Source organism: Desmonostoc vinosum, assembly GCF_059505385.1.
The window spans coordinates 19,974-42,583 of record NZ_JCACKM010000041.1 but is presented as its reverse complement, the minus strand read 5'-3'; the positions used below and the strand labels follow the sequence as shown (position 1 = coordinate 42,583).

At 41.8% G+C, this 22,610-nt stretch carries 25 protein-coding genes and 1 pseudogene; 8 read left to right on the top strand and 18 right to left on the bottom strand.

Features of this window, described 5'->3' with window-relative positions; translation table 11 throughout:
* Positions 1 to 39: 39 nt before the first annotated feature.
* Positions 40 to 291, bottom strand: coding sequence for a hypothetical protein (locus AC5JMF_RS07095; protein ID WP_495794997.1), 252 nt, complete (start codon positions 289 to 291; stop codon positions 40 to 42).
* Positions 292 to 443: 152 nt separating this feature from the next.
* Between AC5JMF_RS07095 and AC5JMF_RS07090 the strand changes: the two genes are divergently transcribed.
* The 4 genes from AC5JMF_RS07090 (at position 444) to AC5JMF_RS07075 (ending at position 5,047) form a co-directional block, all read left to right on the top strand.
* Positions 444 to 1,610 (top strand): DNA cytosine methyltransferase, encoded by a 1,167-nt coding sequence (locus tag AC5JMF_RS07090; RefSeq protein ID WP_495794996.1) that lies wholly within the window; start codon positions 444 to 446, stop codon positions 1,608 to 1,610.
* Positions 1,611 to 1,714: 104 nt separating this feature from the next.
* The gene (gene deoC, locus AC5JMF_RS07085) at positions 1,715 to 2,395 is read left to right on the top strand and encodes a deoxyribose-phosphate aldolase (RefSeq protein WP_495794995.1); all 681 of its coding nucleotides are present in this window, start codon (positions 1,715 to 1,717) and stop codon (positions 2,393 to 2,395) included.
* A gap of 86 nt (positions 2,396 to 2,481) precedes the next feature.
* Complete coding sequence (gene recO, locus AC5JMF_RS07080; protein WP_495794994.1) at positions 2,482 to 3,405, top strand: DNA repair protein RecO; 924 nt, start codon at positions 2,482 to 2,484, stop codon at positions 3,403 to 3,405.
* Positions 3,389 to 5,047: an MFS transporter gene (locus tag AC5JMF_RS07075; protein ID WP_495794993.1), complete on the top strand. Its 1,659-nt coding sequence runs from the start codon at positions 3,389 to 3,391 to the stop codon at positions 5,045 to 5,047. Before recO ends, AC5JMF_RS07075 begins: the two co-directional genes overlap by 17 nt.
* A gap of 129 nt (positions 5,048 to 5,176) precedes the next feature.
* Here the strand turns inward: AC5JMF_RS07075 and tnpA are convergent, their stop codons facing one another.
* Entirely contained in the window at positions 5,177 to 5,581 is a 405-nt protein-coding gene (tnpA, locus tag AC5JMF_RS07070) for an IS200/IS605 family transposase (protein WP_495794992.1), read from the bottom strand.
* Between the two features lie 81 nt (positions 5,582 to 5,662).
* Here tnpA and AC5JMF_RS07065 point away from each other — a divergent pair, with 81 nt between their 5' ends.
* From AC5JMF_RS07065 to AC5JMF_RS07050, 4 genes and pseudogenes are all read left to right on the top strand, one after another.
* Positions 5,663 to 6,922, top strand: coding sequence for an RNA-guided endonuclease InsQ/TnpB family protein (locus tag AC5JMF_RS07065; protein ID WP_495794991.1), 1,260 nt, complete (start codon positions 5,663 to 5,665; stop codon positions 6,920 to 6,922).
* A gap of 336 nt (positions 6,923 to 7,258) precedes the next feature.
* The gene (locus AC5JMF_RS07060) at positions 7,259 to 8,407 is read left to right on the top strand and encodes a glycosyltransferase family 4 protein (RefSeq protein ID WP_495794990.1); all 1,149 of its coding nucleotides are present in this window, start codon (positions 7,259 to 7,261) and stop codon (positions 8,405 to 8,407) included.
* A gap of 189 nt (positions 8,408 to 8,596) precedes the next feature.
* Positions 8,597 to 10,159, top strand: a complete 1,563-nt coding sequence (locus AC5JMF_RS07055) for a hypothetical protein (protein WP_495794989.1) — start codon at positions 8,597 to 8,599, stop codon at positions 10,157 to 10,159.
* Positions 10,160 to 10,204: 45 nt separating this feature from the next.
* Positions 10,205 to 10,384 (top strand): annotated as a pseudogene (locus AC5JMF_RS07050) (hypothetical protein); the annotation flags it as partial.
* Between the two features lies 1 nt (position 10,385).
* Here the strand turns inward: AC5JMF_RS07050 and AC5JMF_RS07045 are convergent.
* The 16 genes from AC5JMF_RS07045 to infA all read right to left on the bottom strand — a co-directional run bounded on the left by AC5JMF_RS07045 (position 10,386) and on the right by infA (position 22,434).
* Complete coding sequence (locus AC5JMF_RS07045; protein ID WP_495794988.1) at positions 10,386 to 11,153, bottom strand: peptidase; 768 nt, start codon at positions 11,151 to 11,153, stop codon at positions 10,386 to 10,388.
* 18 nt (positions 11,154 to 11,171) lie between these two features.
* A complete protein-coding gene (secG, locus tag AC5JMF_RS07040; protein WP_495794987.1) occupies positions 11,172 to 11,405 on the bottom strand; it encodes a preprotein translocase subunit SecG in 234 nt (77 codons plus the stop codon).
* An 81-nt stretch (positions 11,406 to 11,486) separates the two neighbouring features.
* Positions 11,487 to 13,085 carry a 2,3-bisphosphoglycerate-independent phosphoglycerate mutase gene (gene gpmI / locus AC5JMF_RS07035; RefSeq protein ID WP_495794986.1) on the bottom strand — a complete coding sequence of 533 codons (1,599 nt, stop codon included), beginning with the start codon at positions 13,083 to 13,085 and terminating at the stop codon, positions 11,487 to 11,489.
* Between the two features lie 357 nt (positions 13,086 to 13,442).
* The gene (gene abc-f, locus AC5JMF_RS07030) at positions 13,443 to 15,137 is read right to left on the bottom strand and encodes a ribosomal protection-like ABC-F family protein (RefSeq protein ID WP_495794985.1); all 1,695 of its coding nucleotides are present in this window, start codon (positions 15,135 to 15,137) and stop codon (positions 13,443 to 13,445) included.
* A 124-nt stretch (positions 15,138 to 15,261) separates the two neighbouring features.
* Positions 15,262 to 15,720, bottom strand: a complete 459-nt coding sequence (locus AC5JMF_RS07025) for a DUF29 domain-containing protein (RefSeq protein WP_495794984.1) — start codon at positions 15,718 to 15,720, stop codon at positions 15,262 to 15,264.
* A 118-nt stretch (positions 15,721 to 15,838) separates the two neighbouring features.
* Entirely contained in the window at positions 15,839 to 16,936 is a 1,098-nt protein-coding gene (prfA, locus tag AC5JMF_RS07020; RefSeq protein WP_495794983.1) for a peptide chain release factor 1, read from the bottom strand.
* Positions 16,937 to 17,036: 100 nt separating this feature from the next.
* A complete protein-coding gene (gene rpmE / locus AC5JMF_RS07015) occupies positions 17,037 to 17,276 on the bottom strand; it encodes a 50S ribosomal protein L31 (protein ID WP_495794982.1) in 240 nt (79 codons plus the stop codon).
* Positions 17,277 to 17,400: 124 nt separating this feature from the next.
* The gene (gene rpsI / locus AC5JMF_RS07010) at positions 17,401 to 17,817 is read right to left on the bottom strand and encodes a 30S ribosomal protein S9 (RefSeq protein WP_495794981.1); all 417 of its coding nucleotides are present in this window, start codon (positions 17,815 to 17,817) and stop codon (positions 17,401 to 17,403) included.
* Complete coding sequence (gene rplM, locus AC5JMF_RS07005) at positions 17,817 to 18,278, bottom strand: 50S ribosomal protein L13 (RefSeq protein ID WP_495794980.1); 462 nt, start codon at positions 18,276 to 18,278, stop codon at positions 17,817 to 17,819. The genes rpsI and rplM overlap by 1 nt, the downstream gene beginning before the upstream one ends.
* 102 nt (positions 18,279 to 18,380) lie before the next feature.
* Entirely contained in the window at positions 18,381 to 19,208 is an 828-nt protein-coding gene (gene truA, locus AC5JMF_RS07000) for a tRNA pseudouridine(38-40) synthase TruA (RefSeq protein ID WP_495794979.1), read from the bottom strand.
* Positions 19,209 to 19,323: 115 nt separating this feature from the next.
* Positions 19,324 to 19,674 (bottom strand): 50S ribosomal protein L17, encoded by a 351-nt coding sequence (gene rplQ / locus AC5JMF_RS06995; protein ID WP_495794978.1) that lies wholly within the window; start codon positions 19,672 to 19,674, stop codon positions 19,324 to 19,326.
* 38 nt (positions 19,675 to 19,712) lie between these two features.
* Positions 19,713 to 20,660, bottom strand: a complete 948-nt coding sequence (locus tag AC5JMF_RS06990) for a DNA-directed RNA polymerase subunit alpha (RefSeq protein WP_495794977.1) — start codon at positions 20,658 to 20,660, stop codon at positions 19,713 to 19,715.
* A gap of 374 nt (positions 20,661 to 21,034) precedes the next feature.
* Positions 21,035 to 21,430, bottom strand: a complete 396-nt coding sequence (gene rpsK / locus AC5JMF_RS06985) for a 30S ribosomal protein S11 (protein WP_495794976.1) — start codon at positions 21,428 to 21,430, stop codon at positions 21,035 to 21,037.
* A 54-nt stretch (positions 21,431 to 21,484) separates the two neighbouring features.
* Entirely contained in the window at positions 21,485 to 21,865 is a 381-nt protein-coding gene (gene rpsM / locus AC5JMF_RS06980; protein WP_495794975.1) for a 30S ribosomal protein S13, read from the bottom strand.
* Positions 21,866 to 21,979: 114 nt separating this feature from the next.
* Positions 21,980 to 22,093 (bottom strand): 50S ribosomal protein L36, encoded by a 114-nt coding sequence (gene rpmJ, locus AC5JMF_RS06975; protein WP_010998333.1) that lies wholly within the window; start codon positions 22,091 to 22,093, stop codon positions 21,980 to 21,982.
* A gap of 116 nt (positions 22,094 to 22,209) precedes the next feature.
* Positions 22,210 to 22,434: a translation initiation factor IF-1 gene (gene infA / locus AC5JMF_RS06970; protein WP_006276978.1), complete on the bottom strand. Its 225-nt coding sequence runs from the start codon at positions 22,432 to 22,434 to the stop codon at positions 22,210 to 22,212.
* Positions 22,435 to 22,610 lie beyond the last annotated feature (176 nt).

Below are 22,610 nucleotides of genomic sequence, written 5' to 3'. Positions count from 1 at the left end.
TTTCTTAGCGTCTTTGCATAAGGATATATTTATATAAGTTTAAAAAGCATCTAAGTCATTTTCAGAGTATCCAGTATTTGCAAATGTAAGAGTACCCGTCGCTTGCTTATGAATGAGGTTTAGCAAGGCATTATTACAGCGTTCTGCAATTTCTGGATATTTATTTGAGTACCATTCAAGTGACGTCATAACAGAAGGATCGCTAATATCAAAGCCGAGTTTCATCAGTTCTTCGGTTTCTTGCAAAGCAAGATTAAAAATTGCATCAATATCTATGAAGGGTTCAGTCATATTTTGAATCCATAGTTTCAATCCCTAATAGGGATTTTGGTTACATTAGAACCGCCCAAAGTTAGAAGCACTGATATATTTGGTTTTCAAGGTACGAGTTTGCGTTAACCCTGAACATAGCATTTACCCTTCGTTTCTTGTTGACTAACTAAATGAGCGATCGCCCGTGTATTTTCTCCTTTTTTGCTGGCTCAGGTTTTCTTGATTTAGGCTTTGAAAACAGCGGTTTTAAAATTGTTTACGTCAACGAAATTTTATCTCAGTTCATGGCAGCATATCGCTATTCACGGGAAGTTCTTAACCTATCATTACCTGAATACGGATATCATCATGGAGAAGCAGCAGATGTTACTAAACTTACTCAAGGAGTAGAAGCACAACGACTCTTGGAGTTAGTAAAAGACTGTCGCAAATTTAATTATATTGTTGGTTTTATTGGTGGCCCTCCCTGTCCAGATTTTTCTATTGGTGGAAAAAACAGGGGAAACTTAGGGGATAATGGTAAGCTTTCGGCTAGTTATGTTGAGTTAATTTGTCGTAATTTGCCAGATTTCTTTTTATTCGAGAATGTTAAGGGTTTATGGAGAACGAAAAAGCACCGTCTATTTTTTGAATGGCTCCAGCAAAAATTACATCAAGCAGGTTATATTTTAACAGAACGATTAATTAATACTATTGAATACGGTGTACCTCAAAATAGAGAGAGAGTTATTTTAATTGGATTTCAAAAGAATTTCATCAAAAATATAGGAATAAAAGTTAGTAGTGAAAAATTACTATCTCTAAATATTTTTAATTGGCAAAAATATATTATATATCCTCAACAAAAAGTTTTTGCTTATCCTTGGTGTAAGCAAGAACCATTTAAAGAAGATTCTCTACTACCTTGTCCTGATAATATTCCTCAAGAATTAACTGTTGAATATTGGTTTAGAAAAAATAATGTACTCAAGCATCCTCATGCTCAACATTATTTTCAACCAAGAGCAGGTATCATCAGATTTGCCTCTGTGGATGAAGGAGATGATTCTAAGAAATCCTTTAAACGTTTGCACAGATGGCGTTACTCGCCAACAGCTTGTTATGGCAATAATGAAGTACATTTACATCCTTACAAAATCCGTCGAATTTCTGTGGCAGAAGCTTTAGCTATACAATCTTTGCCAGCAAATTTTATGCTTCCAGAAAATATGTCCCTCACCAATATGTTTAAAACGATTGGTAATGGTGTGCCATATCTAGCATCTCAGGCATTAGCTCAAACTATTATTGATTTCTTAAATCTAGGTACACACGAAAAGTTTGCAGATAAAACCTAGCTAGAAAAGCATTTTCAGGATATTCATAACAAATATGGGTTAATATATGAGAAACGACTTAAATTTTTATAAAGATTAATAATCAATTACTGGCAAAAGGCACGATGGCAGCAGACTATCCAGACATTGATATCGCGCCATTTATTGATCATGCCCTGTTGATGCCAACGGCTACCTCAGAGCAGGTTGAGCAATGGTGTGAGGAAGCATACAGATTTGATTTTGCGGCGGTTTGCCTTTACCCTACTCATGTCAAGCTAGCAGCAGAACTTCTCCACGGTAAAAATCCAAAAGTTTGTGCTGTGATTGGCTTTCCATCGGGAGCGACAACTCCAGGCGTTAAGCTATATGAGGCTCAAGAAGCTGTGGAAAATGGAGCCTCTGAGTTGGATGTGGTGATCAACTTAGGCTGGTTGAAGGCTGGCAAAACTGAGCAAGTGCATCGGGAAATTGCCGAAATTTGCGAGGCAACCGGGCAAACAGTCAAGGTAATTTTAGAAACCAACCTGTTGACTGATGCGGAGAAAAAATTAGCAGCAGAATTATCTATGGATGCAGGAGCAGCATTCTTAAAAACCAGTACAGGTTGGAATGGTGGTGCGACTGTAGCAGATGTGCGGTTGTTAAAAGAAGTGGCAAGAGAAAGAGTAGGAATTAAAGCTTCAGGGGGTATTCGTACTGTCAATCAAGCCCTAGACTTAATCTTAGCGGGTGCTACTAGATTGGGCACATCTAGTAGTATCGATTTGATCCGCCAGCGCGATAACCTGGAGAAGGGGGAATAGTTATTTGTCTTTGTCATTTGTCCGTTGTCCTAACCTCATGACTAATGACCAATGACCGATGACTAATGACTAATGAATAATGACTAATGAGTAGAACCTATAAAGCAACTGGAATTAATCTCAAAACCCAGGTGCTAGGAGAATCGGATAAAATAGTGACAATTTTGACACGCGAGTTTGGTCTGATTCGAGCAGTTGCACCAGGGGCACGCAAGCACAACTCTAGCCTTGGCGGTAGGAGTGGCATGTTTGTTGTAAATGAACTACTGATTGCCAAAGGGCGATCGCTCGATAAAATTACTCAAGCACAAACGTTAAAAACTTATCCAGGTCTAGCTAAAGATTTGGGTAAACTCGCAGCTGGCCAGTATTTAGCAGAAATAGTCCTGAGTCAAGCTTTAAGCGAACAACCCCAAGAAGAACTCTATGAGTTATTCAATGAACATCTCAACCGACTAGAAATATTACCCATAAAAGAGACCTCTAGTATTTTTGCATACCTGGCTCATGGGTTATTTCACCTTTTAGCTTTGGGGGGACTGACGCCGCAAGTCCAAGCCTGTTGTCTAACTCAGCACCCTCTCAAGCCAAACTTGATAGATCCTCACTGGCAGGTAGGATTTAGCATTCCTGCTGGTGGAACGGTTTGCTTGGAAGCTTGGGAACGCTTACGAAAACAGAGGGCTATAGGAGTAGAGGAAAATATAACTCCTACCAAAGTAGCTAATCACCCAGTTAATCCATCACCTCAAATATCCAATTCCCAAACAGTTGTTGTCCATAGACAAGAAATACCAGTAATTTCTAGCCGCCTGAGTGCAACAGAACTAACTATGCTCCAACAGCTGTCACAACCAGAGATAATGCAAGTTAATGCTGCTAAAGATGATGCCTGGTTATCTGTTGAGCAAGTTCTGCGCCAGTATGCTCAGTATCATTTAGGTCGCCCTATTCGCTCTGCTACCTTGATCGACTCTTATTTTGCTGCCTACCATGATGCAACCGTCTGATTTGGATAACAAGATCCTGCCTTTGTCACCAAGCTACGCCACAAGACAGAATAGAGCATCAGTGCCCATAGTCAAAAATCACTTGAGTGCTATTCCTAAGCCAACACCTCATCAAATTAATGGTCGAGAAATGTCCTCAGAAGACGTTTCTCAAAAAGATCAGAGTTGGCCTTCAGAAATACCAACAACTGAAGTTCCTCAGCAATCAGAAAAACAATCTGATGACCAATCAAATACAACCCAAATCAATGATCATGGCGATGCCTACGGCGGGTTGCACCAACGCAATGGGCAAAGTTCGCCAAAAGAACCGCCAAAATTAGATGCTTCCGATTCTGACGGCTCAGCAAAATCAGGAAATACAGAACACCAAGGGTTTTTACCTGTACTAAAAAACCCCAATTTTTTAGCTCTTTGGGGTGGTCAAGTTTTCTGTCAATTGGCGGATAAAGTTTATTTAGTATTGATGATTGCTTTGATTAACACTCAGTTTCAAACGGGTGATCAGAGCATTAGTGGTTGGGTATCAGCGCTAATGATGGCCTTTACCATTCCAGCCGTGCTATTCGGTTCTGTAGCTGGTGTGTTTGTAGATCGCTGGTCAAAAAAGGCTGTGTTAGTGGCAACGAATGCTTGGCGAGGCATTCTGGTTTTAGGAATTCCTTTTCTACTATGGTTAACTCATAATTGGAAACCCATAGGCGTGTTGCCTGTAGGGTTTGCCATTATCTTGGGTGTAACTTTTTTAGTGTCTACGCTGACGCAGTTTTTTTCTCCAGCAGAACAGGCGGCAATTCCTTTGGTTGTAGAAGAACAGCATTTACTTTCAGCTAACTCGCTGTACACCACAACAATGATGGCGTCGGTGATTGTGGGTTTTGCTGTTGGAGAACCCTTATTAGCAGTAGCTGATGGAGTTTGGCAGCAACTTGGCGGTAATAATGGACTAGGTAAAGAACTTTTGGTAGGCGGAAGTTATGCGATCGCTGGCATAATTTTGATGTTACTGGTGACTCACGAAAAACACCACGCTCCCGAAACAGAATTTCCTCACGTATTTTCTGACTTGCGGGATGGTTTGCGCTATCTTAAAGCAAATCATCGGATTCGTGATGCTTTGTTGCAATTGATTATCCTATTCTCTGTATTTGCAGCGTTAACTGTTCTAGCTGTTCGTATGGCAGAAATCATTCCCAACTTGAAAGCTTCACAATTTGGCTTTTTATTGGCAGCAGGTGGCGTTGGGATTGCCGCAGGCGCAACAATTCTCGGTCAATTTGGTCAACGTTTTTCCTACAACCAACTCAGCCTCTGCGGTTGCATCGGCATGGCAACTTCACTGATCGGATTATCAGTATTTACAACACATCTGTGGATGGTTCTGCTACTAGTAGCGATGCTGGGTATTTTTGGTGCGCTGGTAGGTATTCCCATGCAAACTGCAATTCAAACAGAAACTCCACCAGAAATGCGTGGTAAAGTTTTTGGTCTGCAAAACAATGTGATTAATATTGCTCTTTCTTTACCTCTGGCATTAGCAGGTTTAGCAGAAACATTTGTCGGATTACAAGCAGTATTTTTGGGATTAGCAGCGATCGTCTTTTCAGGAGGCATCTTAACCTGGTATAACTCTCATGAGTAGCTATCAGTAAACAGGAGTTATGAGGACGGCTAGCTGAAAACCCTTGAGGAACAGGCGCACAGCGCCGTATTCCGTACTTTAGGCAAGGGATGAAAGCTGCTAGAAGGCGTTTACGCCTCTGTAACGTTTTCAATCACGTTGTTGTTCAATATATCGTTTTACCGATTCTGTGCTGATGTTTCCAGCAGTGGATACAAAATAACTGGGTGTCCACAGTGTTGGTAATTTGAGCAATTCGGGAAATTCTTTTCGCAGGTGATGGCTAGCCCTCCCTTTAATTTTGTTCATCATTTGAGCAGGATTATCTATTGGTTTGGCATTTAAAAAAATATGCACATGGTCGGGCATAATCTCCATTGCAATAATTCGCCATCTGTTCTCATTGCAAATATCACAAATGATTTGCTGTAATCGTTCCGCTATTTCATTAACTAAAACTTTTTTTCTACGTTTAGGGATAAAAACAAAGTGGTAGTTAAGTAATGATATAGCATTTCCTTCGTGTCTATATTCATCTGCTGTAAAAGTAGCCATTTTACGGAATAACCTATTGCAGTATTGTATATAGATATAGTATAATTGACATAAAACATAAACAGCAAGGAGGTGATTAAGTTGCTAGTTTTAGAGTACAAAGTTAAAGCCAAAAAACTTCAATATTTAGCTATTGAGGAAGCTATCAAAACTACTCAATTCATTAGAAATAAGTGTTTGAGATATTGGATAGATGCGCCAAAAGAGGCAAAAATTGATAAGTTTGCTTTGAATAAGTATTCAACGGAACTACGCAAAGAATTTAAATTTGTGACTAACCTAAATTCAATGGCTGTGCAATCAGCAGCCGAAAGAGCATGGTTGGCAATATCAAGGTTTTATGACAATTGTAAAAAGAAAGTATCCGGTAAAAAAGCGGAAAACGCGGTCTTGGGGTTTCCCCAAGTGGAGCGATTTTCCAAGACAGGATATCCGAGATTTCAGCATGATAACCGCTCAGTTGAGTACAAAACATCAGGATGGAAGCTAAACTCAAACAAACGGCGTATTACCATTACTGATAAAAAAGGTATTGGTGAGTTGAAATTGTTAGGCAAGTGGGATATTCAAACCTACCCGGTTAAGTCAATTAAGCGTGTTAGATTGGTACGCCGTGCCGATGGTTACTACTGTCAATTTTGTGTTGATGTCGAAGTTTCAGATATTCAGCCATTGACAGGTAATGAAATCGGTTTAGATGTTGGGATTGAAAGTTTTTACACCGATTCTAACGGTCATCAAGAGGCTAATCCAAAGTTTTTAAAAAAGATTGAAAAATCAGTTAAGCACGCTCAAAGACGCATTTACAAAAAGAAAAAAGGTTCATTAGGACGTAAAAAGGCTAGAGCTATATTTGCCAGAAAGCACCTAAGAATAAGTAGGCAACGGAATGAACACGCTAAGAGAATAGCGCGTAACGTGTGCAAGTCTAACGACTTAGTAGCCTATGAAAACTTACAGGTACGTAATTTACTCAAAAACCATTGTTTGGCTAAGTCAATTTCTGACGCTGGCTGGTATTTGTTTAGGCAGTGGATTGAGTATTTTGCTGGTAAATTTGGTAAGTTAGCAGTTGCTGTAGCACCACATTACACCTCACAAAAATGTTCAAATTGTGGTGTGATTGTGAAAAAATCTCTATCAACCCGCACGCATGTTTGTAGCTGTGGCTGTAGTTTGCATAGAGACGAAAACGCAGCAATTAACATTTTAAATCTTGCTAGACTTGCTAGGGGTGGGCAACCCCAAAGTAACGCTGTAGGACTCGTGACCTCTACTTTGCTTGGTGAAAACCTGGTAGAGCAAGTGACGAGGCAGATTACAGAATCCCCGTACCTTTAGGTCGGGGAGTGTCAATATTCCTTATCTTGACAGATCAAAAATTTATTTAAAGCTTTTGTGTTCATGGTAAACTAAACTCTATCGCGGTTTATCACATACTTGCTGGGATCAATCTGACACTAGCCAGAGTAAGTTGTTTAAATATATAAAAACAACTTCATAAGTAGAATAAATCAAGCCATAAATCCACATTTTAATAAGTTGCAAGTCAACTTGTTAGAGGAATTATGGTTAAACTTTATGATAGCTAAAAAACTAGCAAGTATAGCAGATAAAAGAAAAATAAAAGCTCAAAACAAATAATAAAACTAGCTTTTCTTAATAGCTAAACAAAGAATGCGTATAGCTTGGATTGGAAAAAAATCACCATTTTGCGGTAACGTCACCTACAGTAGAGAAATTACAAATGCGTTGCTGGATAGGGGACATCAAGTTAGCTTTCTTCACTTTGCCCAAGAAGAATCAGAACCCGAAAATTGGCCAAATTTTCAAGAAGTCTCTTTACCTTTCATTTATAAATCTCAGGTCTACACAATTCCCACTTTTAAAGCAACTAAAGTTTTAACTCAGTCGCTACGGGAAATTAAACCAGATGTAGTCCATGCATCTTTAACCTTATCTCCTCTAGATTTTGTATTACCAGAAATCTGTGAGGAATTAAATTTACCCCTGATTGCTACTTTTCATACACCATTTGCTGGTAAGGGAGCAAAACTAATCTCAGGGACACAGCTTTTGGCTTATCAACTCTACGCACCTTTTTTGGTTAACTATGATCGCGTGATTGTATTTTCGCAAATTCAGCGAGAATTGATGGCGCGAATGGGTGTGCGAGAAGAAAATATTGCTGTCATTCCCAACGGTGTCGATATTGCAAAATATTCTCCTGGCCCTTCTAATATTAAAAGTGAACTTCAAGCTGATCGCTTGTTTGTCTACCAAGGACGAATTGCGCCAGAAAAGAACGTTGAATTACTCCTCCGTGCTTGGAAACAGGCGGAAATGGGAATAGGTAGTAAGTTATTGATTGTTGGCGACGGCCCTTTAAAGTCGTCTTTAGAACCATTCTATGGCCCAGAATACGGCATCATCTGGTCAGGATTTGTTGCTGATGAAAGCCAGCGGATCGACATTTTACGGGGTGCAGATGTATTTATTTTACCTTCATTAGTAGAAGGTTTATCTCTATCTCTGCTAGAAGCAATGGCATGTGGAATAGCTTGTTTAGCAACAGACGTGGGTGCAGATGGCGAAGTATTAGAAAAAGGAGCTGGTATAATTCTTAATACTAAGACAGTGCGATCGCAATTAAGAACGCTTTTGCCAGTGTGCCAAGACCATCCTGAATTAACAATTTTACTGGGGCAAAAAGCCAGAAAGCGTGTATTAGAACGCTATACTCTTAGCAAGAATGTTACTCAACTCGAAGAACTCTATCAAGAAGTTTTAACGCAGCAACCGATACCGCTGAGCCGTCGAGCGTAGGTAAATCTTACATGTTGAGCCTTGATCAAGTGCGATCGTTGCACTTGATATTATTATTTCTAGGCTAATTTATTCAATGAACGGTAGAAATGCAACGATACTACATCTCTACAAAGGTTTCTGTCTACTCTAAATTGTAATCTACTCTGTAAAAATATGAAAAACTTTCAATAAAGTATTTTAATTTTGATGAAAGACTCTGAACTAAAAATACAAACTAAAAAAGCAATCACTTATATTCCAAAGATATCTTTTAATTCTCCTTGGATTATTATAATTATTTTTTCGGTTCTCGGTTTAATAGGGATTCTCAATCATTCAATGTGGCGAGATGAGCTAAATCCCTGGCTAATTGTCAGAGATAGTGAATCTTTTGGAGATTTAATTGCCAATATTCGTTATGAAGGACATCCTGTTCTATGGTATTTTTCTCTAGCAATTCTGAGAAAAATTGCTGACACACCTCTTGTTATGCAGATTTTTCATTTAATTATTGCAATTATTTCAGTAGCTATTTTTTGCTTATGTAGTCCATTTAAATATCAACAAAAAATTCTTTTTACCTTTGGTTTTTATCCTTTTTATGAATACTGTTTAATTTCTCGAAATTATGCATTTAGTATACTATTTATTTTTACTTTTTGTACAATTTTTTCATCTAGAAAAACAACTTACATTTACTTAGCAGTTATATTGGGTTTGCTAGCTAACAGTAATGCTTACGCTTTATTTGTATCATTTTCTTTATTATTAACTTTACTAGTCGAGTTTTGTTTTGATAGTCAACACCGGAAACAGTATTTTAATCAAAGCCGTATTTTCGACTTATTTTTAAGTATTGCAATTGTTGTATTTTCCTATATTTTATCTATTTATATTATTATTCCTCCGGCAGATAGCTATCTTCATAGTGGGTTAAATAATAATAGATGGTTAATTGAATTAGATATTCATAATTTATTGAAAAGTATTAGCAGATTATTTGCTAGTTATTTTTTGATCATTCCACATAAAAGATGGTTAGATTTAATTATTTGTAACTTGATGGGAATTTTTGTTGTTGCTTTAACATCATTGAAGTTATGCAAAAAGCCTTACCCTCTGTTTTTATACATTATAGGTAATTTTGTAATACTTGCATTTACATATCTAAGATTCGCAGGTACTACCCGACATTTAGGGCATTTTTATTTAGTTTTTATAGCAGCTTTATGGCTAGAAAGCTATTATCAAGAATCCACATTTCTGACTAATAAATTTTCTATTGGAACAAATACAATTAAACTTGTTAAAAAATGGCATCACATTGTTTTTATGTTAATCCTTTATATCCAGTTATTTGTAGGAATTTATAGCTTCTCAAGAGATATAATCATACCATTTTCTGCCAGTCGAGAAACGGCTCGTTATATTCAAGAATCTCAGCTAGATCAGGAGTTTATTGTTGCCAGTCGAGATGCAAATATGGCTCCATTATCAGGTTATTTAAATCGAAAGTTTTATTATCCCGAACTTCAAGGAATGGGAAGCTTTACTCTATTTAATAAAGAACGCCAAAATGTAGAACAATCTGAGATATTAGAACAAATCAGTTCTTTGTTAAAGAATCAAGAGGATAAAAACAGAGTTTTACTTATTTTAAATAAAAAACTAAATCCCAATCGAAATGATTTACAAATTATTCCTATTAAGGATTTTAAGAGAGCTTGGGTAGATAGTGAAAGATATTATCTTTATTTGATATCACACTAATACATTTACAATATTTATTGAGATGCGATCGCCTCAGAGGTCATTATTAGAGTAGAGGGTATCAGAATGCTTGCCCTGAGCGAAGTCGAAGGGCTAAAGGCGGAAGGTTCAGCCGTCTCTGCTGTAGGAGGGGAGATAAGACCAAAAATGGGACGAAAGTCTTATTTGAGGCACTCGCCTGTGAGTACAGAAGCCCCACCCTCTAGCTTTGCTAGGGTGAGGTAGTTCACGAAGACCATCCCAAACTAGTTGGTTGCTCATAAACCCGCTTCAAAGTATTTACATCCCTAACAGAAATCGGTGGTGAGTTGCGAACTTGAGAAAAATAGAGCGCATCAGTTTGTAACGAACTATGTCCCCAAATTCCCAAAGCATGGCCAAGTTCATGACGGGCAGCTGCTTGAATATATTCTCCTGTTTGACTAGGACTCAGCAAGATGGTGAAGCGATGAGATAAAACTTGATTGCTGGTGTACAACTCATAAAAGGTTTGGGCAGAACGCGCACGAGGAATGTTGCTACCTGGTGAAGTTTGTAAAGTTGGGGCTTTTCGCATAATGGTAATATCTGCCCCATCTGGCTGCTCAACTATTGTTAAAAGTAAATAAACACTCCACTCTTGGACGGCTTGTAAAACTTTAGTAACCCATGCTTGAGCCTGTTGTTCGCTAATTGCTTTTGGTGGTTCTACATAGACTTTAACGGGAAACTTTGACCAAACTAAATAACCTACTTGAGTAGGTGAGACTTGGGAAAAATAATCACCACTGTTAGTACTGTCTTGCCATTGGGCTAGTGTGGTGGGTAGGGGGTGAGGTTTTGGTGGAGATGAGAGTGATAAAAAATAGTTTGCTGATAGAGCTTTATTAAAATGGAGATTGGTAAAAATAACTAGCAGCCCTGTGCTAATAGTTAAGACAAGAGCTGCTAGTAAAGGTTGTGTGATGAAATTTTTCAGGGTATCAGGTTTTGGGTGCTGAATTTTTTTCCCCATCTGCCTATTTCTCTATCGCTATTTGGGTAGCCAATTGGCACTTAAAACTACTGTTAAACTAAGAAAAATGACTGTCAAAGCCCAAGTGACTCGGTTTAGGGTATTTTCTGCGCTCTTAGTGCTGCTAAAAAGCTGGGCTTGTCCGCCAATGGCTCCAATACCGTCACCTTTGGGACTATGTAGCAACACCAAAACAATCACACCAATAGCGGAAAATGCCCAAATGCCTTGCACGATACTAGTAACTGTCATGGTAGTAATCTCATCTATAACAAGTTTTAAAACAGGGGAGTCAAGAAACAGTTAACTGTTATTAGTTAACTGTTTCCCAATTTACAGCCCTACTTGCGCGGGGGTGCGGGGGCGTTGTACGTCAAATTCTGCTGGTTTGAGTAGTGATCGCCCGGTCATTTCTGGTGGCTGAGGCAGCTGTAAAATCTCTAGAATTGTGGGAGCAATATCGGCTAACTTGCCATCGCTGCGTAGCTCGACATTTGTACCATGTCCAGGGATTTTGACTTTCTCGCCTTCTACCAAAATTAACGGTACTGGGTTGGTAGTATGAGCTGTCCAAGGATTACCCTCTTCATCTAGCATATACTCAGCGTTGCCGTGGTCAGCAGTAATAATTGCTGTACCTCCCACTTTGCATATACTCTCTACTAAACGACCCAAAACGCGGTCAACGGTTTCAATAGCTGTGACTGTAGCTTCAATTTGACCTGTATGCCCCACCATATCTGGGTTGGCATAATTGATCACCACCAGAGAGTATATCCCTTTTTTGATGGCGGCGATCGCAACTTCTGTAACTGCGTCTGCTGACATTGCCGGGGCTTTGTCGTAAGTTGCCACCATTGGACTGCTTACCAGTTCTCGGTCTTCTCCAGCAAACGGTTCCTCTAGACCACCATTAAAGAAGTAAGTAACATGAGCGTATTTTTCTGTTTCGGCGGTGCGAAACTGCTTGAGATCATGATTAGCTATGACTTCTCCCAGAATATTACTTAAATTCTGCGGTTCAAAAGCTATAGATACTGGTAGGTCTGGATCATACTGAGTAAAAGTTACAAAAGACAGTGGTTTGATTTGCTGTCTTTCAAAACCGTTAAATTTGGGGCTGACAAAAGCTTGAGTAAGTTGTCTGGCGCGATCGGGGCGGAAGTTAAAGAATATCACCCCATCCCCTGGTTCTAATGCGCCGGGAGCAATGCGGACTGGGACGACAAACTCGTCGGTCACTCCTTCGGCGTAAGATGCTTGCAAGACTTGTAAAGCCTTGAGACCGCTACCTGCACTATCTTGTGTAATCACATCATAGGCGCGTTTAACTCGATCCCACCGGCGATCGCGATCCATTGCATAGTAGCGACCACTCACAGTAACTATCCGCCCAATCCCGATGCGGTCTATGTAGTCCTCTAAAAGAGTGATTGCTTTTACACCCTCGGTTGGCGTAGTGTCACGACCATCAGTAATGGCGTGGATACAAACCTCGGAAAGTCGCTGATCCTTGGCTAAGTCAAGTAGTCCAAATAGATGAGTGATATGCGAATGCACCCCTCCCTCAGAACAAAGCCCTATTAGATGCAGCTTGCCATTGCGAGAGCGAACTTCTTGACAAACTTTAACCAGCGCTGGGTTGGAAATAATGGAACCGTCTTCAACCGCATCAGAGATACGGACTAATTCTTGTGGTACCACTCGCCCAGCACCAATGTTCAAATGACCAACTTCCGAGTTACCCATTTGACCATCTGGCAACCCGACGGCTTTTCCTGATGTGCGGATGAGAGTATGCGGGTAAGCTGTCCATAAACTTTCCATAATTGGAGTTTTAGAGGCAGCAATAGCGTTTCCTCGCGTTTTTTCGCAGTAGCCCCATCCGTCTAAAATGACTAGCACCACAGGAGCAACAGGTGCTTTGGTCATAGTAAAATTGCCCTTTACTTTTTGTAATACCCGAATGATACCATTGCTAATCCCTGCCGCAAGTGAATTTCTGCTTATCACCTTCTTTTATGAAGAACTTGCAGTTTTTTTAGACATTTTTTAATGTTTAGTAATTTTTGTATGGTATTTTTTAGGGTAATAAGTAGTTGGGCAAAATTAAATTCATTCGTGGAGAGAGGGAGTAGGGAGTAGCAGAACAATGTACGTAATTAATTCTGTCTAAACATTTATCAGGTTCCGTTGGAGATTTACTCATTAGAATTGACGCACAGATGCGGGGACACGGAAGCTTTAAAACCCCACTTCTTGTGGGTAGATGAGTTTCTTCTATTCCCTTTATTTACGTTTTCCACCAGCTTTAGCAGCTTTAGCAGCTTTCTTCGCTGCTTTTTCAGCTTCTATTGCAGCTAATTTTGCTAGCTCTTTTTCCTCAGCAATTTTCTGAAGATAATAATGGTAATCTCCTAAATAAACGCGGAATTCACCATCACGAATTTCGACTATTTTATTAGCTACTTGCGAGATAAAATAGCGGTCATGGGAAACCACGATCGCTGTGCCATCATAGTTTTGCAGTGCTTCTTCCATCATTTCTTTAGCTGGAATATCTAGATGGTTTGTCGGCTCATCTAAAATAATCAAATTCGCGGGGCGTAAGAGCATTTTTGCCAAAGCTAGGCGAGCTTTTTCTCCTCCACTCAAGGCTCCAACTGGCTTAAATACTGTGTCACCAGTGAACAAAAACCTTCCCAAAAGTGTGCGAACTTCTTCATTTTTCCAATCGGGAACTTCATCATGGATCGTTTCCATGACGGTTTTTTTCAAGTCTAAAGCCTCTGCTTGATTTTGCTCAAAGTAACCAGGAATAACATTATGATCGCCCAATTTGACAATGCCTTCTGTGGGTTGTTCCATCCCCATAATCACGCGCAGTAGCGTAGATTTTCCTGCACCATTAGGGCCAAGAAAAGCAATACGATCGCCTCTTTCAATCAGCAGATTCGCTCCCAAAAACAGAATCTTATCATCATAAATATGAGTTAAATCCTTAATTTCTACCACCTCTCGTCCGCTGCGGGGTGCATCAGGAAAGCGGAAGTGTAACGTTCTCACACTCGCTGTCGGTGCTTCAATGCGTTCGACTTTTTCGAGTTGCTTTTCCCGGCTTTTTGCCTGAGTACTGCGCGTCGCACTGGCGCGAAATCTATCTACAAAGGCTTGTTGTTTGTCTAATTCTTTCTGTTGACGTTCAAAGGCGCTGAGTTGTGCTGATTGATTTTCGGCTTTTTGTTGCAGGTATGTGGAGTAATTGCCAAGATAGGTAGCGGAAACACCGCGTTCAGTTTCGACAATTTGAGTGCAAAGACGGTCAAGAAACTCCCGGTCATGAGAAACTATGACCATTGGAGTCGTCAGCCCTTTGAGGTAATTTTCCAACCACTCAATGGTTTCTAAATCCAGATGGTTAGTTGGCTCGTCTAGCAGCAATAAGTCGGGTGCTTGCAAGAGGATTTTACCTAAACTCATCCGCATCTGCCAACCACCACTGAAGGCGCTCACAAGGCGATCGCCATCTTCTACCTGAAACCCCATCTCTGGTAAAATTTTACCGATGCGTGCATCTAAACCATAGCCATCCAAGCCTTCAAATTGCCGCTGCAAGCGATCTAACTTATTAATTAGTTTATCCAGTTCTTCTGGGCTAGCTACCTCCATATCTCGCTGTACTTGTCCGAGAGATAACTGTACTTGGTTAGCTTCCTTAAAGACTGTCCAAAATTCTTCTCTAACAGTGCGACTGGGGTCTACTTCAAATTCCTGGTTGAGGTAGGCTATGTGTAAGCTAGATGGACGAATAATTTCGCCAGCAGTGGGTTCAATTTCCCCAGTGATAATTTTCAGTTGGGTAGATTTTCCCGCACCGTTGACACCGACTAAGCCGATGCGATCGCCTGGTTTGACTTCCCAGTTGATATCTTTGAGAACTTCGCCTGTAGGATAAATTTTACTGATATGTTCTAGTCGCATCATCGAGTTTCTCTCAGGTAGGAGTGGGTGGTTGAGGACGAAGTAATAACACCGCTTCCAATATTAACAAAAATTAACTTGCACTTCTACGAAGTAAATTGGGGTATCGTCTGTTTATGTGCAGGAATTATCCTTCCCAGTCTTGACGAGTATCGCACAGAAAATTGTCTGCGATCGCATCATCAAATAGATAGGGGCAATGTTCTGGAAAAGTTCGTAATGGTAAGTTAGTTTCTCGTAGTGCCAAATCGACTCCCGCTTCAAACCCATCTAACAAAACTTCTTCTATTCGAGACTTTAAGCTAGGGTTATGTCGCAGATGCCTGCGGATGGCGCGACGCTGTTCTCGAATTGTTAAAAACCAACTGCGAGAGCGTTGTTCGGGTTGATACTCCCATTTCAAGAGATGACCGAGTAATACACTTAGACGGCTTACGAGTTCCCGATATTCCTGTCTGCCCAAAGCTTGAATTTCCTCTTGCAGGTGTTGCCAGTCTAGTTCCGTAACCAGCCTCTGCTCTAACGCTTTAGCCTGCTGCTGTGTCCAGCCATAGAAGTCTTGTTCATACAAAAAAGGTTTGTCCATAGCTTCTTAGATGATCCCAGTGAAATGGAAAATGCACTCCACGCGATATGAGAAAACCACCTGTGTGTTAAAAGTAACAATACAACAAGTGGTTTGACAGGATTTTTAACGGCAAAAATTAGTTAGTGGCAGAAGTTGCTAACTCCGCCAGCCGTTCTTGCTGATCTAAAGAGATACAAGATTGGATTACTGTCTCTAAATCCCCTTCCAAAACGGGGTTAAGAGAATAGTTTTGACCTAAACGGTGGTCGGTAACGCGGTTATCTTTGTAATTATAGGTGCGAATTTTTTCCGATCGTGATCCTGTACCTACTTGCGATCGCCGCATAGAAGTTACAGCCTCTTGTTGTTCACGTAACTTCATCTCATACAACTTTGCCCGTAGAATCTGCATCGCCCGTTCTTTGTTTTGCAACTGGCTACGTTCTTCAGTACAGAAAATTCTAATTCCTGTAGGTTTGTGCATCAAGTCAACTGCTGTTTCCACCTTGTTGACATTTTGCCCGCCAGCACCACCAGAACGAGCTGTAGTCATTTCAATATCTTTGGGATCAATATGAATCTCTACATCATCTACTTCTGGCATAATTGCTACTGTGGCAGTTGAGGTATGAACTCGTCCCCCAGCTTCAGTTGCTGGTACACGCTGCACGCGATGTACTCCTGCCTCAAACTTCAGCTTGCTATAAACGCTCTCACCCTGAATTTCCAGGATTACCTCTTTGAAACCGCCCATTTCTCCGAGTGATTCACTCACCAGTTTTACTTTCCAGTTCTGGACATCGGCATAGCGGGAGTACATTCGCAGTAAATCACCAGCCCAGATACTCGCCTCATCACCACCAGTGCCAGCACGAATTTCCAACATGATGTTTTTATCATCGTTGGGATCGCGGGGTAAAAGCAAGATTTTCAAGCGAGTTTCTAAATATTCCAGCTTTTGTTCTAACTCATCTACTTCCAGGGCAGCCATTTCTTGGAGTTCTAGATCACTACTTGCCTCTTTGAGTACTTGACGTGCCCCTGTCAAGTCTTCCTGGGCAGTTTTCCAAGTTTCGTAAGTATCGACTACCTCTTCCAAAGAAGAACGAGACCTAGCAATTTTTTGATATTCATCGGGATTTTTGGCCGTATCAGGGTCTGCCAAGCGACGAGTCAGTTCATTAAAAGTTTGTTCAACGGATTTTAATTTCTCCAGCAGGTATGTTTCAGCCATGAAAATACAACACTCCTTAAAATAACAAGTTGGCTCAGCAAAAAATGACAATCGACCCAGCAACTGATGCAGGGCCGTCGTTAACAGCAGAGCCAACCCGCTACTTTTTCTTTTTGCCGCCGGAGGTTTGTTCGCTTGACATACCGTATTTGCGAAGGAAGCGCTCAACACGACCTTCGGTGTCAATAATCTTCTGAGTACCAGTGTAAAAGGGGTGGTTTCCAGACCAAACATCTACGTGTAATTCTGGTTTGGTAGAGCCAACAGTCATCACAACTTGACCGTTGCAGTAAACTTTTGCGTCTGGGTACCACTTGGGATGAATATCAGATTTAGCCATTGTTCATTTGTGGTGATTCTATAAAAATTATAACTTTTTTGGGACTGGGGGTTGGGGAAGACGCAAAGATGGGGGGACGCGGAGAATAATCAATGACAAATGACAATACCCGATCCCCAATCGCTTATCGCTTGGAGTACTGAGGTGCTTTCCGGGCTTTGTGTAAACCATACTTTTTGCGTTCTTTTGCCCGAGGATCGCGAGTTAAGTAGCCTTCTATTTTCAGAGGTGAGCGGTTGTCTGGGTCTAGCTGGCATAGGGCACGGGCAACTCCTAAGCGAATAGAATCAGCCTGACCTGTTAAGCCACCACCCTCAGCTTTTACCAAAATGTCGTATTCGTTTTCTAGTCCCAAAGTTTCCAGAGGAGCTTTGATCAGACCAAGGTAGTTAGCGTTGAATTGGAAATACAAATTTCCATCTTTGCCATTGACAATAAATTTCCCCTCACCGGGAATTAGACGTACTCGTGCTACTGCGGATTTGCGTCGGCCAGTACCCCAGTACACAGCACGCCCACTAGTGGTTTCTGCTACTACCATTAACTTTCTGCTCCAGGAATTGTATTAATCTTGAGTTCTTTAGGTTTTTGGGCTTCGTGAGGATGAGTCGGCCCTGCGTAGACTTTGAGTTTGGTGAACAGCTGCCTACCCAGACTATTTTTAGGTAGCATACCTTTGACAGCGTGTTCTACAATCCGTTCTGGAATGCGCTGTTGCAGTTTGGCGAAGGTTTCTGTCTTCATCCCGCCAGGACGACCTGAGTGGTTACGGTAAACTTTTTGGCTACGCTTTTTACCTGTGACGGCTACTTTTTCAGCATTGACCACGATTACGAAGTCGCCTGTATCCAGGTGGGGAGTGTATTCTGCTTTCTTTTTGCCTCTGAGTACCATAGCGATTTCGCTGGCGAGGCGGCCTAAGCGCTTGTCTGTAGCATCGACTACGTACCACTCACGCTCAAGAGATTCTTGAGGGGGAAGGTAGGTTTTGTTGGTTGTCATTTGTCGTTTGTCCTTTGTTATTTGTCATCCCTTTGACTTCTGCTTTCAGAGACGCTGCGCGAACGCTCAGGGCAAGTTGTGATTTGTTTCCTTTGTCATTCACTAATGACCAATGACGAATTCTGGCAGAGTGTCATACCAGATCTCTGGGGAAAAGGGAAAATTGGGATAGCCGACTCGTAATAAGCATAAGCCTTGGGCAGGTGCGGCGTGTTTGACTTCTTCTCGACGTTGTTCTTTCCACAGTTCAGTGAAGCTAGTCAGCGATCGCTGTTTGCCACCGACTTGTACTAACATTCCTACTAATAGCCGCACCATGCCGTATAAAAATCCATCTGCTTGAATTTCAATATGGAGAAATGGCCCCTTGCGACGACACTCTGCTGCTTGCACTTCTACCCAAGAATGCGCTCTTTTGGAGCCAGCGCGGTGAAAAGCCGCTAAATGGTGTTTTCCCATCAGTGGTTTCAAGGCAGCTTGAATTAAGCATTCATCCAGGGGTGCATGATAATAATGCCAACTGAAGGGTTCGACGAATAAGTTCGGTCTGCCTTCAGTGTATATTGTGTAGCGATACCGACGATACGCTGCACTAAAACGAGCGTGCCAACGGTTGTCTACACTAGCTGAAGCCCTGATCAAGATATCTTGGGGCAGGTAGCTATTGAGAACTGTTGCCCACTTGTGTGGTGGAATCATGCTTGCTGCTTCAAAATGGGCGACTTGAGCAGCTGCGTGAACTCCGGCATCGGTTCGCCCGGCACCGTGTAGTGTCACATGATACCCCACAATTTTAGCGATCGCTGTTTCTATCTCTTCTTGGACAGTGCGATGCTGCTTTTGCCTTTGCCAGCCATGAAAATGAGTGCCCAGGTATTGAATTACCAGGGCTACTCGTTCGGTAGGTTTAGGCTGGTGGCTTTCTAGCATAAAGAATTTGGTTATTTGTCATCTGTCCTTTGTCGTTACTAATGACCCTACGGGTTCGCTAGTTGCTCATGGGGAAAACCCCCAAGACCGCACTAGCTCACCAATGACAAATGACTTATACCAGTTCAATTATTGCCATTTGGGCATTGTCACCACGACGCGGCACGGTATGCAGGATGCGGGTATAGCCTCCTTGGCGATTCCCATAGCGAGTGGGTGCTTGCTCAAATAGAGCGTGAACTAATTTTTTGTCGTAGATGTAGCCTAAAGCTTCGCGGCGTGCTGTCAAGGAGCCGTTTTTGGCTAGAGTAATCATTTTTTCCGCTTCCGAGCGTAAAACTTTCGCTCTAATTAAAGTGGTGGTGATGCGACCATGACGGATCAGCTCGGTAGTGAGCGATCGCAATAAAGCGCGGCGCTGGTCGGCTGGTTTGCTGAGTTGTTTGACGCGACAACGGTGGCGCATAATCGTGTACTATATATAACTAAGGAAGGGTTTTTCGCTTATGGATGTTTAGAGCCTCGCTCTTGTGGCAGTGTGATGCCCAAGCGGCGCTGCAAGGCTTCAACTACTTCTTCTGCTGATTTCTGACCAAAGTTCTTGATTTCTAACAAGTCTTCTTGGGTGTAATCTAACAAGTCAGCCACAGAGTTAACTTGTGCCCGCTTGAGACAATTGTATGCCCGGACAGAAAGTTGCAATTCCTCGATGGGAATTTGAGCAGTTGGATCGTCTGGAATATCTGAACCTGTATCTGTTGGTTCTAAGGAGATATCCTTGAGTGGGTTGAATAAATCTACCAAGATCCCAGCGGCTGAAGATAGTGCTTCTTGAGGGGAGACACTGCCATTTGTCCAGACTTCTAATAACAGTCTGTCTTTTGTAATCGAGCCATCTCCACGAGCTTCCTCGACACTATAATTTACCTTTCGCACTGGCATAAATATGGAGTCGATTTGCAAGAAATCTAAAGATGTAGCTTCTTCACGTCCTCGCTCTACTGTGCGATATCCTTTGCCTCTCTCAATCCGAAATTCCATTTCTAGTTTTCCACCCTCTGCTAGGGTGGCAACATACTGGGTCGGATCGATGACTTCTACTTCACTGGGCAAATCAAAATGTGCCGCAGTAACTGTTGCTGGCCCGTTAACGAGCAATCGGCCAATCTGAGCTTGAGAGGAATAGCTTTTTAAGATCACCTCTTTCATTCGCATGAGGATTTCTAGCACGTCTTCCCGCACGCCGGTGACTGTGGCAAACTCGTGGGAAACACCTGCAATTCTCACTGCTGTGACTGCTGTTCCCTCCAGATTGGACAATAAAACCCGCCGTAGCGCGTTGCCGACTGTTGTTCCTTGACCGCGCTCTAGGGGTTCTAGAATAAATTTGCTGTAATGGCTCCGACTTTCCTCTGTACTAGACTCTACACATTCAATTTGAAACTGCGCCACGGATTAGCCTCCCTTTTTTCAGGTGCTGCTAGCAGGCAAATCAATTAGTTGCCTGAATGGACACTTGGTTGCTACGGCTAACAGAAGTTTGAGCATCGACTGACGGCGATCATAACTTCGGAAAACTGTCTTTACCAGTGTCCTCCAAAATTTACTTGATGCCCTATGGATTTGGGTATCAAACTGCCAACATGATGATGACGACAGGGTTTGAAGTTCCCGTTAAACTTATAAGTGCGGGTCGTGTCTTGGATTCTCTCTAGATTAGTTGTTCTTCCTCTAAGGAGTTCAACACACTTTTATTTACTTAAGCTTTTTTGTGTTCACAAGCTTTAGCTAGCTGGAACTTTTCGACCCCACTACCCAATTGAGATTTAAACTCGGCGGCGTTTGGGCGGACGACAACCGTTATGAGGTATCGGGGTAATGTCCCGAATCAGGGTAATTTCCAGTCCTGCTCCTTGGAGTGCCCGGATAGCGGTTTCTCTGCCTGCTCCTGGGCCACTGACCATTACCTCAATTTGGCGCATTCCTTGATCGATGGCTCGACGCGCTGCGCTTTCAGCTGCGGTTTGGGCTGCAAAAGGAGTTCCCTTTTTTGCTCCCTTAAAACCGCTAGAACCAGCACTAGCCCAGGAGATAACATCTCCGTTTTGATCGGTAATGGTGACAATGCTATTGTTGAAAGTAGACTGGATGTAAGCCATCCCGTTGGGGACGTTGCGTTTTTGCTTTTTGCCACCGGTTTTTTTAGTCGGTTGTCTCGCCATATTTGTTTAGTTAATTGAAGGTAAAGCTTGCTAAAAACAGCAAGCGTTGCAGAATTATTTACCTGGTGCTTTCTTCTTACCAGCCACTGTCTGCCTTCTCCCCCGACGGGTTCTGGCATTAGTGCGAGTTCTTTGCCCTCTGACTGGTAAGCCCATTCGGTGACGACGCCCCCTGTAGGTACCAATGTCAATTAAGCGCTTGATGTTCATTGCCTCCAAGCGCCGCAAGTCACCTTCAACTTGGTAGTTACTTTCTACTTCTGCTCGTAGGGCTGCAACATCGGCGTCACTCAAGTCTTTAACACGGGTATCTGGATTCACACCTGTTGCCGCGAGGATTTCTTGCGACCGTGATAATCCGATTCCATATATATAAGTCAGACCAATTTCGACGCGCTTATCGCGTGGAAGGTCTACTCCGGCAATACGTGCCACAATGAATCTCTCCCTCTTGTTCTCGCAATTGCTGTTAGAAAAACGTGATTAGTCGCGTCTTTAAGTGTTAATGAGGTTATGTCTTACGTACCTCGCTGTGGTGATGTGAAGGCGTTATCCTTGACGTTGCTTATGCTTGGGGTTAACACAAATCACCATGACACGACCACGACGTCGGATCACGTTACATTTTTCACAAATTTTCTTGACTGAGGCTCTGACTTTCATGCCCTTTGTAGTAGACTCCAAATATTAAATTATAGCATTTCTTGGAAAAATATTTGAGTTTAGTGATTGAGTAAGACCAAAAAAGATGGTTTTGTGGTAAAATTCTCTACATAGATTTACTTTTTCCTTAGTCGGTAGGTAATTCTGCCTTTTGTCAGGTCGTAGGGAGTTAACTCTACTTTGACGCGATCGCCGGGTAAAATTTTGATGTAATTGCGGCGAATCTTGCCAGAAATGTGTGCTAGTACGTTAAAGCCATTGTCCAAGTCAACGCGAAACATGGCATTGGGCAAGGACTCGGTAACGGTGCCTTCCATTTCAATCAGGTCTTGTTTAGACAACTTGTTTTTTCCTCAACTCAACAATCTCCTATTCTGTTGCAGTACATTCATCTGCAAGAGAACATACTTTGATAATTTTTTCAAGCGTTTATTAATATATCTTAGCTAAAGTTGACTTGCTTTCTGTGAGGGGAGTGGGGAGATCAGGAAGGGAGCAGGGGGAAGGTTATATGTAG